This is a genomic window from Thiohalospira halophila DSM 15071 (assembly GCF_900112605.1).
Taxonomy (GTDB): Bacteria; Pseudomonadota; Gammaproteobacteria; order Thiohalospirales; family Thiohalospiraceae; genus Thiohalospira; species Thiohalospira halophila.
The window spans coordinates 39,987-56,490 of sequence record NZ_FOMJ01000007.1; the positions used below are offsets into that span (position 1 = coordinate 39,987).

At 62.7% G+C, this 16,504-nt stretch carries 12 protein-coding genes; 5 read left to right on the plus strand and 7 right to left on the minus strand.

Annotated elements, in window-relative coordinates; translation table 11 throughout:
• Positions 1-19: 19 nt before the first annotated feature.
• The 3 genes from BM272_RS10105 to BM272_RS13885 are packed head-to-tail and all read right to left on the minus strand — an operon-like array spanning position 20 to position 2,378.
• Positions 20-511 (minus strand): DsrE family protein, encoded by a 492-nt coding sequence (locus BM272_RS10105; RefSeq protein WP_093428679.1) that lies wholly within the window; start codon positions 509-511, stop codon positions 20-22.
• A 44-nt stretch (positions 512-555) separates the two neighbouring features.
• Positions 556-1,524, minus strand: a complete 969-nt coding sequence (locus tag BM272_RS13880; RefSeq protein WP_205407793.1) for a VTT domain-containing protein — start codon at positions 1,522-1,524, stop codon at positions 556-558.
• A complete protein-coding gene (locus BM272_RS13885) occupies positions 1,521-2,378 on the minus strand; it encodes a sterol desaturase family protein (RefSeq protein ID WP_205407794.1) in 858 nt (285 codons plus the stop codon). Before BM272_RS13885 ends, BM272_RS13880 begins: the two co-directional genes overlap by 4 nt.
• Before the next feature lie 116 nt (positions 2,379-2,494).
• On the opposite strand from BM272_RS13885, the gene BM272_RS10115 reads away from it, so the two are divergent.
• From BM272_RS10115 to katG, 5 genes are all read left to right on the plus strand, one after another.
• The gene (locus tag BM272_RS10115) at positions 2,495-3,685 is read left to right on the plus strand and encodes a BaiN/RdsA family NAD(P)/FAD-dependent oxidoreductase (protein ID WP_093428680.1); all 1,191 of its coding nucleotides are present in this window, start codon (positions 2,495-2,497) and stop codon (positions 3,683-3,685) included.
• Positions 3,686-3,721: 36 nt separating this feature from the next.
• Complete coding sequence (locus BM272_RS10120) at positions 3,722-4,459, plus strand: sulfite exporter TauE/SafE family protein (RefSeq protein ID WP_093428681.1); 738 nt, start codon at positions 3,722-3,724, stop codon at positions 4,457-4,459.
• A 652-nt stretch (positions 4,460-5,111) separates the two neighbouring features.
• Positions 5,112-7,907, plus strand: coding sequence for a TrlF family AAA-like ATPase (locus BM272_RS10125; protein ID WP_143613233.1), 2,796 nt, complete (start codon positions 5,112-5,114; stop codon positions 7,905-7,907).
• Between the two features lie 260 nt (positions 7,908-8,167).
• Entirely contained in the window at positions 8,168-9,220 is a 1,053-nt protein-coding gene (locus BM272_RS10130; RefSeq protein ID WP_093428682.1) for a lipase family protein, read from the plus strand.
• Positions 9,221-9,536: 316 nt separating this feature from the next.
• A complete protein-coding gene (katG, locus tag BM272_RS10135; protein ID WP_093428683.1) occupies positions 9,537-11,711 on the plus strand; it encodes a catalase/peroxidase HPI in 2,175 nt (724 codons plus the stop codon).
• A gap of 83 nt (positions 11,712-11,794) precedes the next feature.
• Here the strand turns inward: katG and soxB are convergent, their stop codons facing one another.
• From soxB to BM272_RS10155, 4 genes are all read right to left on the minus strand, one after another.
• Positions 11,795-13,576, minus strand: coding sequence for a thiosulfohydrolase SoxB (gene soxB / locus BM272_RS10140; protein WP_093428684.1), 1,782 nt, complete (start codon positions 13,574-13,576; stop codon positions 11,795-11,797).
• A gap of 217 nt (positions 13,577-13,793) precedes the next feature.
• On the minus strand, positions 13,794-14,402 hold the full coding sequence (locus tag BM272_RS10145; RefSeq protein ID WP_093428685.1) for a protein-methionine-sulfoxide reductase heme-binding subunit MsrQ: 609 nt from the start codon (positions 14,400-14,402) through the stop codon (positions 13,794-13,796).
• Positions 14,403-15,356, minus strand: a complete 954-nt coding sequence (gene msrP / locus BM272_RS10150) for a protein-methionine-sulfoxide reductase catalytic subunit MsrP (RefSeq protein ID WP_093428686.1) — start codon at positions 15,354-15,356, stop codon at positions 14,403-14,405.
• 253 nt (positions 15,357-15,609) lie between these two features.
• A complete protein-coding gene (locus tag BM272_RS10155) occupies positions 15,610-16,443 on the minus strand; it encodes a tyrosine-type recombinase/integrase (RefSeq protein WP_205407795.1) in 834 nt (277 codons plus the stop codon).
• Positions 16,444-16,504: the final 61 nt, after the last annotated feature.

Genomic DNA, 16,504 nt, shown 5'->3' on the forward strand with positions numbered 1-16,504 from the left:
GGGTCCTCCCGGACTCCCCTCACCGGATCCCGATGATGGAGTACCCCTTCTGGGTGTAGCCGATATTGGAGACGTAGGTGTTGCCCACCACCTCTACGTCGTCGCGGATGGCGCCGCGATCGGCGCCGTAGACGCGGGTGGCAATGGCGCAGGCCTCGACGCGAACGCCGTCCAGGGCCAGGAGCTTGTCCAGGGCCTGGTTGAACTGCTCCACCTGGTCGACCTCCTCCAGCGGCACGGACTCCAGGTCCTCGGTGAGGAAGTGGACGTTGCGGCCGTGGAAGGCCAGCACCATGCGCGGCTCGATGCCGTTCTCCTGCAGGTCGTGGTAGGTCTCGCGGATCACGCCCATCTGGCCGGTGAGCTGCGCCGGCTTGGAGAGGGTGATATCCCAGATGACATCGCCGTTCTCCACCCCTTCCAGGGCGTGGTCGTTGTTCTGGGGCTCGGCCATCGCTGCCAGGGGCAGTGCCAGGGTCGCGGCCAGGGCCGGGATGCGGACGTTCTTCATGGCAGGCTCCTTGTTGTTCTGAGCGGGTCGCGCCTCAGTATGGATCATCCGCGGCCGGAAGGGGCCCCCTCGCCGGCCCGCCAGGCAGTCATGCCGCCCCGGACCACGGCCACCTCGGGAAAGCCCCGGGTGCGCAGTTGCCGCGCCGCGGTCAGGGAGCGGCGGTCGGTCTTGCAGACCAGGGCCAGGGGCCGGTCCGCCGGGATCTCGTCCAGCCGGCCCTCCAGCTCGTCCAGGGGCAGGTTGAGGGCACCGTCGATGTGGCCGAGCTCGCCCTCGAACTCGTCGGGGCCGCGCACGTCCACCACCACCGGCGGCTCGCCCCCCTCCAGGCGCCGGGCCAGCTCCGCGGCATCCACCCACTCGGAGGGCCCGCGCATCCGCTGGACCAGCCGCGGCAGGAAGGCCACCGCCGCCAGCAGCCCCAGGGCGATGAGGGCGGTCTGGATGACGGTCTCGCCCCCGGCCACCGCCTGGCGACCGGCGTAGCCCACGTAGGTGTAGGCCAGCGCCCCGGGCGCCATGCAGATGGCGGTGGTCAGGGCGTAGGCCACCAGGGGGATCCGGGTCAGCCCCAGGGCGTAGTTGAGCAGGTTGAAGGGGAAGAGCGGCACCAGCCGGGTAAAGGCGACGAAGCGCCAGCCCTCCGCCTCCACGCCGTGGATGAGCTTCGCCAGCCGGCCGCCGGCGCGCCGGGCCACCCAGTCCGAGGCAATGTAGCGCGCCACCAGGAAGGCCAGAGTCGCCCCCAGGGTCGCCCCGGCGAGGTTGAGCAGCGTCCCCCACACCGGCCCGAAGAGCGCCCCTCCGGCCAGGGTCATCACCGACCCGGGCACGAAGAAGACCGCGCCCAGGGCGTAGACCAGGATGAAGAGCGCCGGCCCCATCCAGCCCGCCGCCGCGACCCAGGCCTCCAGCGCCGCGGGGTCGATGCGGTCGCGGTTGAGCAGGACCACGGCGATCCCCGCCGCCAGGACGACGACCAGTAGGATGCGCAGCCACCGCCCGCTCACGACTGGCCCCCGGAGAAGCGGCGATTGATGGCGTACTCGCCCACCGGCCCCTTGAAGGGCAGGGCCAGCATCCCGGGCAGGTAATCGCACTCGCGCACGTCCCGGATGTTGTGGATGCCGATGGTCATGCCCTCGTGGCCGGCCCGGGGCTGGGCGCGGTAGGTGCCCAGGAGCCGGTCCCACCAGGGGAAGTTGAAGCCGAAGTTGGAGTTGGTCTCGTCCCCCTCCACCGAGTGGTGGACCCGGTGCATGTCCGGGGTGACCACGAACAGCCGCACGATCCGGTCCACCGCCAGGGGCATGCGGATGTTGCTGTGGTTGAACATGGCCGTGGCGTTGAGCAGCACCTCGAACAGGACCACCGCCACCACCGGCACACCCAGCAGGAGGATGACCCCGAACTTGATGACCATGGAGAGGATGATCTCGATGGGGTGGAAGCGGGCGCCGGTGGTCAGGTCGAAGTCCAGGTCGGCGTGGTGCATCCGGTGGACCCGCCACAGCGCCGGGATGGCGTGGAACATCACATGCTGGACCCAGATGGCCAGATCCATGAGCAGGACCCCGGCGACCACCGCCAGCCACCACGGCACCTCCCAGAGATGGAAGACCCCCCAGCCCTGGCTGGTGGTGAAGGCGGCCACCCCGACGGCGGCCGCCGGGAAGAGCAGGCGCAGGAGGATCGTATTGAAGACCACCAGGGTGATATTGTTCGTCCAGCGCACCGCCCGGGGGAGCAGCCGCACCCGGCGCGGGGCGGCGATCTCCCACAGGGCCATGAGGGCGAAGATCCCCAGGAAGGCGGACAGCCGGATGGCCGGCTCGTTCTCGGTAATGAAGGTCTGGAACTCCATGCGCTCCTCCTGCGATGGTTATAATACAAATATACTTTTGATTAATAGTGAATGCAGGGCCCGGGCCTGTCAACGCACCGGACAGGGGAAGCGGCGGGGACAACGAGGGCAGGCCCATGGCCGGTAGCGGCGCGACCTTCGACGTCGTCGTCATCGGCGCGGGGGCGGCCGGGCTCATGGCGGCGGCCACCGCCGGCGCCCGCGGCCGCCGGGTGCTGGTCATCGACCACGCCGAGCGGCCGGGCAAGAAGATCCTCATGTCCGGCGGCGGCCGCTGCAACTTCACCAACCTGGAGTCGGGGCCGGAGCACTTCCTCTCCGACAACCCCGACTTCTGCCGCTCCGCCCTGGCCCGCTACACCCCTTGGGAGTTCCTGGCGCTGGTGGAGGGCCACGGGATCCCGTGGGTGGAGAAGGCCGCCGGCCAGCTCTTCTGTCGCGACTCCAGCCGGGATATCGTGACCCTGCTGGAGCGGGAGAACCACGCCGCCGGCACCACCCTGTGGCTGGAGACCCGCGTGGAATCGGTGGAGGCGATGGAGGGCGGCTACCGGCTGGCGACCTCCGCCGGGCCCGTGACCTGCGAGTCGCTCATCGTCGCCACCGGCGGCCGCTCGGCGCCGAAGATGGGCGCCACCGGCTTCGGCTACGCCCTCGCCGAACAGTTCGGCCTGCAGGTGCTGCCCACCCGCCCCGCCCTGGTCCCCTTCACCCTGGACGAGGGGCTGCGCCGCCAGCTCTCCGAACTGGCCGGGGTGAGCATCCCGGTGGAGGTGGCCGCCGGCGAGGCCGCCTTCCACGAGCCCATGCTCATCACCCACCGCGGCCTCAGCGGCCCGGCCATGCTCCAGGTCTCCGGCTTCTGGGAGCCCGGCGAGGCGCTGACCATCGACCTGCTCCCCGGCGAGGCGGCCCTGGATCTGCTCCGGGAGTGGCGGGAGGACCACCCGACCCGCCCCCTGGATCGGCTGCTGGCCACCCGCTTCCCCCGCCGTTTTGCCCGGGGGCTGGCCGCCCTGCACGGCTGGACCGGCCCCCTGCAGGGCTACTCCAACGCCGACCTGGAGCGGGCGGCGGCCACCCTCGCCGGCTGGCGCCTGGTGCCGGCGGGCACCGAGGGCTGGCGCACCGCCGAGGTCACCCTGGGCGGGGTGGATACCCGCGCCCTCTCCTCCCGCACCTTTGAGGTCCAGGGCCAGCCGGGGCTCTACTTCATCGGCGAGGTGCTGGACGTCACCGGCCAGCTGGGCGGCCACAACTTCCAGTGGGCCTGGGCCTCCGGGATCGCCGCCGGTCGCCACGCCTGATTTCCCGAATTTCCCGAAACCCGAGGATCGCGAACCATGCTCGAAGCCCTTCCCCTGACCCTGACTGAATGGCTCCTGGCCAGCCTGGTGCTGGTAGGCGGGGCGATCGTGCAGGGTTCGGTGGGTTTCGGCGTGGCCCTGGTGGGGGCGCCGCTGCTCTTCCTGGTGAACCCCGCCCTGGTGCCGGCCCCCATGCTCATCGCCGGGCTCTTCCTGCCCGCCCTCATCCTGATCCGGGACCGCGCCGGCCTGGAGATGGGGCCCGTGGCCTGGGCCGTGCCGGGCTTCATGGGGGGCTCCATACTGGCCGGCGGCGTGGTGGCCGCGCTGCCCGAGGGCGGCCTGGCCCTGGTCTTCGGCAGCCTGGTCCTGCTGGCGGTGGCCCTGAGCGCCCTGGGCTGGGCCCCCGCACACCCCCGCCGCGGCCACCTGGCGGCGGCCGGAACGCTGGCCGGCTTCATGGCCACGGCCACCTCCATCGGCGGCCCGCCCCTGGCCCTGGTCTTCCAGCACGCCTCCGGCCACCGGCTGCGGGCGACCCTGTCCGCGATCTTCGTGCCCGGCGGCCTGTTCGCGCTGCTCTCCCTGGCGGCAGTGGGCCGCTTCGGTGTAACGGAGCTGACCCTCGGCCTGTCACTGCTGCCGGCCATCTTCGCGGGCTTCTGGCTGTCCAGCTTCACCGCCCACGCCCTGGACCGGTCCTGGCTGCGCCACGCAGTGCTGGCCGTCTCTGCCGTCGCCGGGGTCGGGGCCGTGGTCCGGGCGTTCATCTGAGCCGGGCGCCTGCCCCAAGTTCCGGAAACAACGGTAAAACGAGGCCCTGCGAACGAGGCCCTGCGCAAGAAGGTATACACGGCTTCCCGCTTGCTGCATAAGGATTCCATCGCTACCGTGGCTGAACGTCCGGTCCGCAAGGAGCGCTTCCGCCGTGGACACTACCAGCCCCCGCATCCCCCTAGCGCCGCCTCATCGCCATGATGAGGGAGCTAACGGCAAGCCTACTGCGCACCACCTTCTCCAACGTGGCATCCAAGGCCAACTACCTCTTCATCGGCGACTTCGCCTGGGAGTCATGGGCGTTCGCCCTAAATTGAACGTCCTCGAGGCTGCAGCCATCCCGAACGGGATGCAGGCAGATTCTAGGTTCGCGAGCAATGCCCTAAAACGCGCGGCCTCTGGAGAGAACGCTAATTGGGAGATCGGGCAATCCCAAGGGTAATAACGAAATCGAGCGCACGACTGCGGGTGCGAATTAAGGGTCCAAGAACCCAACCACCAACGTCTCCGTCATCGCTGACCGAATCCGAGCTAAATAGGTGGGGAGTCCTGAAGACTGAATAAGCGTTCTGGAAGGCTAACATTTGAGGCTGGCCTGATTCCCAAATGTGTACAGAAGCCCTATCGAAGATTCCGGCCAGGGGTGCCTTTGAACCGAAACCTCACCACCCCACAAAACCATTCTTTCGCTAATAACTCACAGGCTTTAATAATGCAAGAAACTGAGTACAAATTCGGATCGGAATGGATTAGGTGCGATCTTCATGTTCACACTCCGGAGTCCTTGGTAAACACTAACTACGGGGGAGCCGGGAACGAGCCTTGGGAAGAGTTTATCGCCGATCTAGAAAACCTACCCGAAGATTTTAAACTCCTAGGAATTAATGATTATTTGTTTCTAGATGGGTATAAAAAAGTACAAGAATACAAAAAACAAGGGAGACTTAAAAATATAGACTCCATCATCCCTGTCATAGAATTGAGACTAGCTCAGTTTGCATCTTCCAGCGGGAAGTGGCAAGAAGTTAATTACCACGTAGTTTTCTCAGACGAACTGTCAGCGGAAGATATTGAGACTCAGTTCATTGGCGGCCTAATGGCTGATTTCCAGCTTTCTGATTCGTATGCTTATTTGAAGGAGCGCTTTTCGGCGGCCCCTACTTATAAATCCCTAACAGAACTCGGAAAGTTAATTATTGATGCCGCCCCAGAAGATAAAAGAAAAGATTTCTCTGCACCATTAATAGAGGGATTCAATAATTTAGTTTTTGAAAGAAACGTCATTGAAAAACTACTCCAGAAATCTGTATTCAACAACAAAACATTGACAGCAATAGGAAAAACTGAATGGGATAAATTACAATGGAACGATCATAGCATCGCCTCAAAAAAACACACCATACAGTCTGTCGATTTTTTATTCGTCTCCTCCGAAAATGCGTCTGCGGCAACTAATGCGTGGCAAAAGTTAAAAGACCAGAACGTCAATGACAGGTTGATAGATTGCAGTGATTCTCACTATCACTCTTGGAGCTCTAATAAAGACCGATTAGGAAACTCTTTTTCTTGGATACGAGCCAAGCCTTCTTTTGAGGGAATACGGCAGGCTCTTTATGAGTACCCGGCCCGTGTTCGATTCTCGGACGCAAAACCTAATGAACCAGTTCAAAGGCTAGACAATTTCAAAGCATCCCTTCCAAATGACATTTACTTAAAAGAAGAAAAGTTTTGCTTTAGTGGTGATTATGAATTCAACTTCAACCCCTGCTTTACGTGCATAATTGGAGGCAGAGGCTCAGGCAAGAGCACACTACTCCAAATGGTAGCGAAAAGTTATGGGGCTTCTATAACTAACGATATTTGGGATCAAACTTTAGGATCGTTGTCCTCGGATGGAGGCCCCTTACAAGTCACAGATTTTTTTGAAACGAAGGGCACTGCCTATTCATCAGAGATAGAATATATACACCAAAATGCTGTTGAGGCCTTTGCGCAAGACACATCAAAATTAAAAACCGCGATCAATAATAGGGTTAAAAAGAGGGTCGATAAAACCGAATACGAGGAAATCAAGGAAGACTTGAAAAGCAGCCACGAATTGAGTAATGAGGAAATCAATAAAGTCAAAGAAACGATTTCTCTGCAAAAGGAGAAGGACTCACTCTCTTCGCAGATTAAAGAAAAAAGGTCTCTAATTGAAACTGTCTCGGACGAAAAGTATAGAGAAAAGCAGAACAAACTCGATAAATCCCAACAACACGAAAAGGAGTTAAAAAAGGCGTACGATAAAACGTCTGACGCTCTGTCCGGGCTTAAAGAATGTCAAGATCGCCTAGATGAAGTTACGTCTTTGGAAAATAATCCTCTGGCCTCTCCAGCGGAAGCGGCAAAGAAATATCTAGAAGAGGCCATTTCGGAGCTATCAAAGAAGGAACCTTGGCAACGATCAAACGAGCAATTAAAGGCTGCCAAGGATGACGCTACACACGCTCAGCATGAAATCCAGAAAATTTTTCAGGATAAGGGGTTGGATCCTGAATCAGTAACGGATGTTCAAACTGCAAGTTCAGAAATCGGCCCTTTAGAAGACCGCCTTTCTGAAATTGACGGTATTCTGGGGAGTTTCAATGAAGAAGACGACCCTAAGAGGTTATGCGCTGAAAACGCGAAACGCTTGGAATGTTATTTAGATTCCGTTTTGGAGTCGATGGTTAAAGAATTGGCAAGCTCTTCAGACCAGGTTTCTGACCTTCAGATTGTTAGCGAGAGGGCGCGCTCTAAGGCTCATGAAGATTGGGTGCAATGGTTAATCGAGGAAATCAGGAAATCCAACAAAGAAGAGAGAGTTCAAGAAGCGAAAATCACAGAGATTTTTGCAACCATCCCCCTAAAGGATGATCTGGTTTGGAGCGATATAGATTCCGCTTTGACATCCTCCTCTGCCCAAAAAGCTTCAACTCAAATAAGAGAGTTTCTAAAGGATCCATCCGTATTCAAGATCGCCCAAATCAAGTGGAACTCTCTTCAAACGGATGTTGAAAACTATAGAAGTTATCGACTTTTATATAATGGCCGTAATATTGAAGATTTATCTTTTGGCCAAAGATGTACAGCTGTTCTAGTTTTTTTGTTAAAAATGGGAAACACTCCTGTCATTATTGATGAACCTGAGGCCCACTTGGATTCATTGCTAATTGCCAAATACTTAGTGGAATTAATCAAGGAAAAGAAGCAATACAGACAGATTATTTTTGCAACGCATAATGCTAACTTTGTTATAAACGGGGATGCCGATTTAATCCACCACCTTGAGGTCGATGAAAGTGGAACGACTAAAGTTGAATCCTTTTCTATCGAAGACACTGAGAATCGACAAAGGCTTTTAGGATTGGAGGGAGGAGATAGGGCTTTTCGCTTGAGAGCCACCCGCTACCACACTTATTGAAAGCAGCCGGCGGTACCCACTCCGGTTATATCTAGTTGCCGGAGTTGGTTCTGGAAGACAAAAGAGTGAAGCAAATTATCCCGGAAAACGAGGGCCAGTTTTTATTTTGGCTTATGTGTAAAGCCTTACTCTTGCGCGTTAGAGCATCGACAAATAATTCTTTAGAAAGCCGGGCCTTGAGGTTACGCGCATCAAAGACTAGGTTTTTCTTGTGAGCGCGCCGCGGACGACGTTCCAGTTGCCAAAAAGGAGGGAAGAATATGGCCAGCTATTTCAGAGAGAAGAGATTACTGACTTCTCCGCCCGTGGCCCGGGCGGCCTACTCGGATCGGACCGCCTGGATCATGGCGGAGCTGTCACGGCTCGTGTACGAGCCGTTGCCGGCAGAGGTCTCAATCACCCGGCTGGTGCAAGAGATCAAGGAATCCGTGGAGACCGGGGAGGCGGAAGACACCGTTACAGCTCTGGTCAGAAAGGCCGTGGCGGCAGAGCAGGAAACCACAACGGAGCTGGCCTCGATCCTGCGACAAGCCGATTTCGAGCTTCTGGAGAGCTTCGATGAAGGGGGAACCCAGGCCTTCCTGGCGCGGCTCAATGCGAACGGCGCCGCCGGTAGCATGCTAATTCTGGCCTTCCGGGGAACGGAGCTAGAAGCCGCTGATATCTTTGCTGATATCAAGGCGAACCTGCGCTCGGCCCCGGGCGGAGGGCGCGTGCATCGGGGTTTCCTTGAGGCCTTTCAACGTGTTGAGGAGCCCATCAGGCAGGCTCTGGAACAGCACGCCGGGCCACCCCTCTACATTACCGGCCACTCCCTGGGCGGCGCCCTGGCCACACTCGCCACCCGGTATCTGGAGAAGGACAGCACTGGTGCCTGCTATACCTTCGGCGGCCCCAGGGTTGGTGACCGGGAACTCTTTGCCGGGATCAAAACGCCGGTGTATCGGGTGGTAAACGCCGCGGACGGGGTGCCAAGGGTGCCTTTCGGCTATGGCTTCAACATTATTTCAGGGGCCATTGGCCTGCTCCCGGGAAGTATCTCCAAGCGAATCTCCAGCTTTATGGAGAACTTCAAGGGCTATACCCACTATGGCTATCAGGTATTCCTCACCGCGCCCCCGAACCAGCCTGATGAGAAAGGCATCCCGTTCAAGAAGCTGCGGGTGGAGCATAGCCCGAATTTCTTCCGGAAGGCGCGCCTGGTTCTCGCCCGCTGGATAAAGTCCTGGGGCGCGGCGGCGGCCCAAGACCACGGCTCGGGCGAATACGTCGAGAAGCTCCAGGCCCACGCCCTACGCCGGAATCCGGAATAGTCCGGATGGAGGTTCGGGTTGGATGTTGAGGCTCAGGATCGAGGCCTGGGCCCATCCCCAATGCAGAGGGAATGGAAGGCGCGCGTAAGTAAGTGGGGTCAGGTCTTGCAACGTTATTTATGCGGTCTCGAAGGGTTACAGATAGTGATTGCCCGCGAGGCGAAGCTCAACCCTGCCCTCTCTGCTGCCCCCCCGTAGCGCACACGGTTTAGAACTAGTCTATATTCGGGGGAGGCGGCAGCGCCGGAAGGCCGGCGGCCAGGCCGTCAGCGCGCCGTGGCGACACGGTATGCGAACCTCGGAACCGGAGAGCGAGATGACGGACAAGCCCAGCACCGGCCGGTGCCCGGTGATGCACGGCGCCAACACTGCGGTTGGCAGCGATGTCATGGAGTGGTGGCCCAACGCCCTGAACCTGGACATCCTCCACCAGCACGACCGCAAGACCAATCCCATGGGGGCGGACTTCGACTACCGCGCGGAGGTCCGCAAGCTCGACTTCGACGCGCTCAAGGCGGATGTGCGGGCCCTGATGACCGAGAGTCAGGCGTGGTGGCCGGCGGACTGGGGGCACTACGGCGGGCTGATGATCCGCATGGCCTGGCACGCCGCCGGCTCCTACCGGGTGGCGGACGGTCGCGGGGGTGCCGCCACCGGCAACCAGCGCTTCGCGCCCATCAACAGCTGGCCGGACAACGGCAACCTGGACAAGGCGCGCCGCCTGCTGTGGCCCATCAAGAAGAAGTACGGCAACCGGCTGAGCTGGGCAGACCTTATCATCCTGGCCGGCAACGTCGCCTACGAGTCCATGGGCTTCAGGACCTTCGGCTTCTCCTTCGGCCGGGAGGACATCTGGCACCCCGAGAAGGATACCTACTGGGGCAGCGAGAAGGAGTGGCTCGCCACCAGCGACAAGCCCGGCAGCCGTTACGATGAGCAACGCAATCCGGAATCCCTGGAGGACCCGCTGGCGGCGGTCATGATGGGGCTCATCTACGTGAACCCCGAGGGCCCGGACGGCCAGCCGGATCCGCTGGAGACGGCCAAGGATGTCCGCATGACCTTCAGCCGCATGGCCATGAACGACGAGGAGACCGTCGCCCTCACCATCGGTGGCCACACGGTGGGCAAGTGCCACGGCAACGGGGATGCCGCCAATCTGGGCCCGGCCCCGGAGGCGGCGGAGATCGAGGAGCAGGGCCTGGGCTGGAACAACCACGTCACCCGCGGCGTGGGCCGCGACGCCGTCACCAGCGGCCTGGAGGGCGCCTGGACCACCCACCCCACCCGGTGGGACCACGAGTACCTGGAGATGCTGTTCGGCCACGAATGGCAGGTGGTCCAGAGCCCGGCCGGCGCCAACCAGTGGCAGCCGGTGGACATCCGGGAAGAGGACATGCCGGTGGACGTGGAGGATCCCTCCATCCGCCGCATGCCCATGATGACCGACGCCGACATGGCGATGAAGGTCGATCCGGGGTTCCGCGCCATCGCGGAAGAATTCCGCCAGGACCCGGACCGGCTCGACGACGCCTTCGCCCGCGCCTGGTTCAAGCTGATCCACCGGGACATGGGCCCGAAGGAGCGCTACATCGGCCCCGAGGCGCCCACCGAGGACCTGATCTGGCAGGACCCGGTGCCCGCGGGCCCCACCGCCTACAACGTCGAGGCGGTCAAGCAGCGGATCGCGGACAGCGGTCTCGGCATCGGCGACCTGGTCACCACCGCCTGGGACAGCGCCCGCACCTTCCGCCAGTCCGACAAGCGGGGCGGCGCCAACGGCGCCCGGATCCGCCTGGCCCCGCAGAAGGACTGGGCGGCCAACGAGCCGGAGCGGCTGGCCCGCGTCCTCGGCGTGCTGGAGCCCATCGCCGCCGACAGCGGCGCCAGCCTGGCGGACGTCATCGTGCTGGCCGGCAATGTCGGCATCGAGCAGGCGGCGAAGGCGGCGGGCCACGACCGGGTGGTGCCCTTCCAGCCGGGCCGGGGCGATGCCAGCGAGGAGATGACCGATGCGGACTCCTTCCGCTGGCTGGAGCCGCTGTCCGACGCCTACCGCAACTTCCTCAAGAAGGACTACACCGTCCCGGCGGAGGAGCTGATGCTCGACCGCACCCAGCTCATGGGGCTGACGGCCCCGGAGATGACCGTGCTGGTCGGCGGCATGCGGGGGCTCGGCACCAACCACGGCGGCACCCGCGACGGCGTGTTCACCGACCGTGAGGGGCAGCTCACCAACGACTTCTTCGTGAACCTCACGGACATGGACAACCGCTGGGTGCCGACGGGGCACAACCGGTACGAGATCCGGGACCGGCAAACCGACGACGTGAAATGGACCGCCACCCGCGTGGACCTGGTCTTCGGCTCCAACGCCGTCCTGCGCTCCTACGCGGAGGTCTACGCCCAGGACGACAACCCGGCGAAGTTCGTCGACGACTTCATTGCCGCCTGGAACAAGGTGATGAACGCGGACCGTTTCGACCGGTAACCCCCGTCACCGGTATTCCGCATGAAAAAGGGGCCGCCCCTCCCGGGACGGCCCCTTTTCCTCTTACCGGTGGCTGAGCGGGACTAGCTCAGGATCTCGCCGGCGTAGTCATCGATGCCCGGGTTGCCCTTCACGTTACGCAGCTTGGGCGTGTTGAGCTTGTCGATGCTCACCGTGTCGCGATCGCGGAGGTAGGTGGCCACCACGTCCCAGATGGGCTCGCCGGGGGACTGCTCGCCCACGGTGGCCCAGCCGGCGACCTTGTAGGTCTTGTTGGCCTCCAGCTTCTCGCCGTTGTCCAGGGTGAGGTCGGAGATCCGCTTGCCGATGGTGGCGGTGGGGTCGATGGTGTAGTCGAGCCCGCCGACGCGCACCATGTCCCCGCCCTGCTGGCGGTAGGGGTCCTCGTTGAAGAGGTTGTCGGCGACATCCTCCAGGACCATCTTGATCCGCTCGCCGGTCATCTCCTGGACGTAGGTCTCCGGGTAGGTGACGCCGGTCTGGTCCATCACGTGCTCCATGGTGATGGACTGGCCGGGCAGCACCGAGGTGCCCCAGCGGAAGCCGGGGGAGAGGCTGATATCGGCCCCGCCCACCTCGCGCTGGGCATCGCAGATCACCTGGTCGAAGGTGCCGTTGAAGTTGCCGCGGCGATACATCAGCTCGTCGGCCACCGCCAGCTCCTCGTTGAGCTTGTCGAGGTAGGGCTCGCGGACCCCCTGGATGTAGCGGCTCATCTCCTTGTCCGGCTCGATGTAGTTGGAGAAGACCGGCACCAGGTGGTACTTGAAGTCGCGCATCTTGCCGTCGCGGATATCCATGTCCATGACCGCGAGGAACTTGCCGTTGGAGCCGGCGTTGGAGACCACGGTCTGGCCGTCGGGGCTGTCCACCACCACCGGCTCGACGATGGCATCGTGGGTGTGGCCGCCGAAGATGACGTCGATGCCGCGCACCCGCTGGCCCATCTTGATGTCCACGTCCGCGCCGTTGTGGGAGAGGACGAAGACCGCGTCGGGCTTCTCCTTCTCGCGCACCTCGTCCACCACCTTCTGCATCTCCGACTCCTTGATGCCGAAGCTCCAGTCGGGGATGAAGCGCTGCGGGTTGGCGATGGGGGTGTAAGGGAAGGCCTGGCCGATGACGGCCACCCGGGCGCCGCCCACTTCCTTCATGGTGTAGGGCGGGAAGACCCGGCCGGAATCCTCGTCGTAGACATCCGCGCCGCCGAAGATGGCGTCGATACTGGCGAAGACGTTCTGCGCCACGAAGTCGCCATTGAAGCGCTTGATGTTCTTGAGGATCTCCTCCTGGTGGTAGGTGAACTCCCAGTGGCCGGTCATCACGTCCACGCCCAGGAGGTTGGTGGCGTCCACCATGTCCTGGCCACGGGTCCACAGGGCGGTTCCGGAGCCCTGCCAGGTATCGCCGCCGTCCATGAGGAGGGTGTTGTTGTCGCCGCGCTCGGCCCGGATCTTCTTCACCAGGGTAGCCAGGTGGTCAAAGCCGCCGACCTTGCCGTACTTCTCCGCCGCCTCGGCGAAGTCGAGGTAGGTGAAGGCGTGGGCCTCGGGGCCGTTGGAGGGCAGGCCGAAGTAGTCCAGCAGGTGTTTGCCCACCAGGTGCGGCGGCCGGCCCTTGGCGCTGTTGAGCCCGAGATTGACGTTGGGCTCACGGAAATAGACCGGGTTGAGCTGGGCGTGGCAGTCGGTCATGTGCATGACCGTGGCATTGCCGAACTTCGGAATATCGTAGAGCTGCTCCGGCGACTTGACCGTGCCCCGGCCGGAACCGCAGGCCGGCAGCATGCCCACGGCGCCGGCGGCGCCGATCATCTGCAGGAATTCGCGACGATTGAAGTGCATATTATCTCCTCGATGGTCTGTTCTCGCCGATCCGGCGTCCGGGCGACACCGCATCCTCCTCCCTGCGCCCCGCCTGCAGCGGTGGGGATAGCCACTTCCTCCATTAAGCGGGCTACTTTAGCCCCCGGGCTTCCCGCGGACAAGGCGACTCCCCCACTGAGATGCGGGATTGGCCCTCGGGATTCCGCTTAAGGGGATGGGATTTTTTATGGGGGCATTAGTTGCGTTGGAGAATCCGGGGCGCCCAGCCGAACACCAGCCGATAGCCTAGCAACAAGGTCATAATAATGGCATGGACCATCGCCTCGCGGTAATCGGCCCGGACGATCCACCAGTGGTGGACCACCCCGGCCACCGCCGCCGGGTAGACCAGCCGGTGCAGCGCCTGCCAACGCTTGGCCCCCAGCCGCTTCACCGCCGCCCGGGGCGAGGTGAGCGCCAGCGGCAACAGCAGGGTGAAGGCCAGCAGGCCCACCGTGATGAAGGGCCGCTCCAGGATGTCCCGGGCGATCTCCGTCCACCAGAAGAACTGGTCCAGCCAGAGGTAGAGGGTCAGGTGGGCGGCCGCGTAGAAGAAGGCGAAGAGCCCCAGCATCCGGCGTAGCTGCATGGGCCAGTTCCAGCCGGTGAGCCCGCGCAGCGGGGTCAGGGCCAGGCCGATAAGCAGCATGCGCAGAGTCCAGGTGCCGCTCTCGACGATGAGGGTCTCCGCCGGATTGGTCCCCAGGCCGCCGGTGAACGCCCCCCACACCAGCCACAGGGCCGGCAGCGAGGCGAGGCCGAAGACCGCCGGCTTGAGGCGGTAGCGGACGGTCTGTCGGCGCATCTAGAAGTGCTTCTCCAGATCCATCCCGCGGTAGAGATCGGCCACCCATTCGCCGTAGCCGTTGAATTTCTCCGTGGGCCGCTTGCCGAACTCGCCGATGCGCCGCTCCCGGCGCTGGCTCCAGCGCGGATGGGGCACCTCGGGGTTCACGTTGGCGTAGAAGCCGTACTCCTCCGGCGCCGAGCGCATCCAGGTGGAGGTGGGCTGCTCTTCGGTAAAGCGCATCTCCACGATGGACTTGATGCTCTTGAAGCCGTACTTCCACGGCACCACCAGCCGGATGGGGGCGCCGTTCTGCTTGGGCAGCGCCTCGCCGTAGAGGCCCACGGCGAGGAGGGTCAGCGGATGGGTGGCCTCGTCCATACGCAGCCCCTCCACGTAGGGCCAGTCCAGGATGTCTCGGCGCTGGCCGCGCATGTTCTCCGGGTCATGGAGGGTGGTGAACTGGACGTACTTGGCCCGGGAGGTGGGCCGGAAGCGCTGGATGACGTCGCGCAGGGGGAAGCCCACCCAGGGGATGACCATGGACCACCCCTCCACGCAGCGCAGCCGGTAGATCCGCTCCTCGAAGTCGTGGGGGCGAACGAACTCCTCCAGCGGGATATCACCGGTGCGCTCCGCCTCCCCCGAGACCCGCACGCTCCAGGGGTCGATGGGCATCTGGTGGGCGTAATCGCTGGGGTCGGACTTGCCGGTCCCGAATTCGAAGAAGTTGTTGTAGGTGGTGACGTCACCGTAGGGTGTGCGCTCCTCGTCGGTGGAGAAGCGACCCGGCTCCCGGATCTCGCCGAACCGCCCCTCGGGGATGGCCGCCTCCGCCAGCGCCGGCAGGCCGCCGGCCGTGAGCAGGACCCCGGCGGCATCGCGCATGAAACGCCGCCGCTGGCGATAGACCGGCTCCGGCGTCACATCCTGTTCGCGGCCCTGCCACGGGCGCTGGGGACGAATGAACATGGCGACCTCCTCTTTCGTTCCGGGGCTTTCACTGTATTCCCGGGGCTGCAAAAGACCCCGTCATTCCCGCGAAGGCGGGAATCTCGAAGACCCGCCACCGAGCCTGAAGGGCCAATGGAGCAGGACCTTGTGGCATGATGATAGCCCAGAATATGACCTATCCCCGCTAGCCTTAGAGTTAACCTGTTATTTCAGGTACTTGGATAAAGCAGTTAGGGGCGTGTATACAATTCTAGGGGGTGCCTGTATACAGTCACTCGCCGGGGTCCGGGTCGATGAGGTCCAGGGGGTTCATCTGCCGCTGGCTCTTGGCGCGGAGGTAGGCCTCCGTCGTCGACCGGCTCCGGTGTCCGGCCAGGGCTTGCGCGTCTTCTCCGCGCTCATGGTAATCCGTCAGGCTCTTGGCGCGTAGGTCGTGGAAGGTGAAGCTCTCGGCGATGTCTTCGGCGCGCATAGCTCGTTTGATGGTGTTCCTCCAGGTCGAGCCAAAGCCGCCAGAGGTGTACGGCTGGCCATGGGACGAGGTCAGGATGTAGACGCTGGGGACGGTTCGCCTGTTCAGGTTCTTGGCGTGCTCCAGGGCGCTGGCAAGGGCCGGCGTTATGCGAAGGACGAGGGGCCGGCCGCCCTTCTTGGGCTGTATGCGCAGGCCGTCCTCGGTGACGTCGCTCCAGCGCAGGGCGATCAGTTCGCTCTTCCGCCGAGCCGTGATGTAGGCCAGATCCATGGCCAACGCCATCGACGCCGATGCGTGACTCCGAACCGCCCGGAACTCCGCGTCTGTGACGTATCGCTCTCGAGGTTTTTCCGGGAAGCTCCGGACGTCCCTGCATGGGTTTCGGTCAGCCAGCCCCCGCCGCAAGGCGTAGGCGTACACCGAGGATAGGACGGACTTGTCCCGGTTGGCTGCTGAGTGGCTGAAGTGTTCGTCGAGGTATCGGGCGACGTGGCGGGGCTGGATCTCCTGGATGGGCATGTGGCCGAAGACCTGCTCCAGGCGGCGCAGGCACACGTCGTAGGAGGACTGGGTGTTGGCGGCCTTCTCAACCAGGACCTCGGCCCTGTACTGGGCGATGGTCGCGGCCACGCTCCCGGGTGGCACCTCCCCCATCTCGGCCTCGAGGCGCGCATACTCGGCCAGGGCCTCT

What these genes read in the sequence shown, in the direction of transcription:
- BM272_RS10115 (WP_093428680.1), top strand. Translation starts at nt 2,495, where the DNA reads ATGGCCGGTAGCGGCGCGACCTTCGACGTCGTCGTCATCGGCGCGGGG.
- BM272_RS13885 (WP_205407794.1), bottom strand. Translation starts at nt 2,378, where the DNA reads ATGGAGTTCCAGACCTTCATTACCGAGAACGAGCCGGCCATCCGGCTG.
- BM272_RS10120 (WP_093428681.1), top strand. Translation starts at nt 3,722, where the DNA reads ATGCTCGAAGCCCTTCCCCTGACCCTGACTGAATGGCTCCTGGCCAGC.
- BM272_RS10105 (WP_093428679.1), bottom strand. Translation starts at nt 511, where the DNA reads ATGAAGAACGTCCGCATCCCGGCCCTGGCCGCGACCCTGGCACTGCCC.
- katG (WP_093428683.1), top strand. Translation starts at nt 9,537, where the DNA reads ATGACGGACAAGCCCAGCACCGGCCGGTGCCCGGTGATGCACGGCGCC.
- BM272_RS10145 (WP_093428685.1), bottom strand. Translation starts at nt 14,402, where the DNA reads ATGCGCCGACAGACCGTCCGCTACCGCCTCAAGCCGGCGGTCTTCGGC.
- soxB (WP_093428684.1), bottom strand. Translation starts at nt 13,576, where the DNA reads ATGCACTTCAATCGTCGCGAATTCCTGCAGATGATCGGCGCCGCCGGC.
- msrP (WP_093428686.1), bottom strand. Translation starts at nt 15,356, where the DNA reads ATGTTCATTCGTCCCCAGCGCCCGTGGCAGGGCCGCGAACAGGATGTG.
- BM272_RS10130 (WP_093428682.1), top strand. Translation starts at nt 8,168, where the DNA reads ATGGCCAGCTATTTCAGAGAGAAGAGATTACTGACTTCTCCGCCCGTG.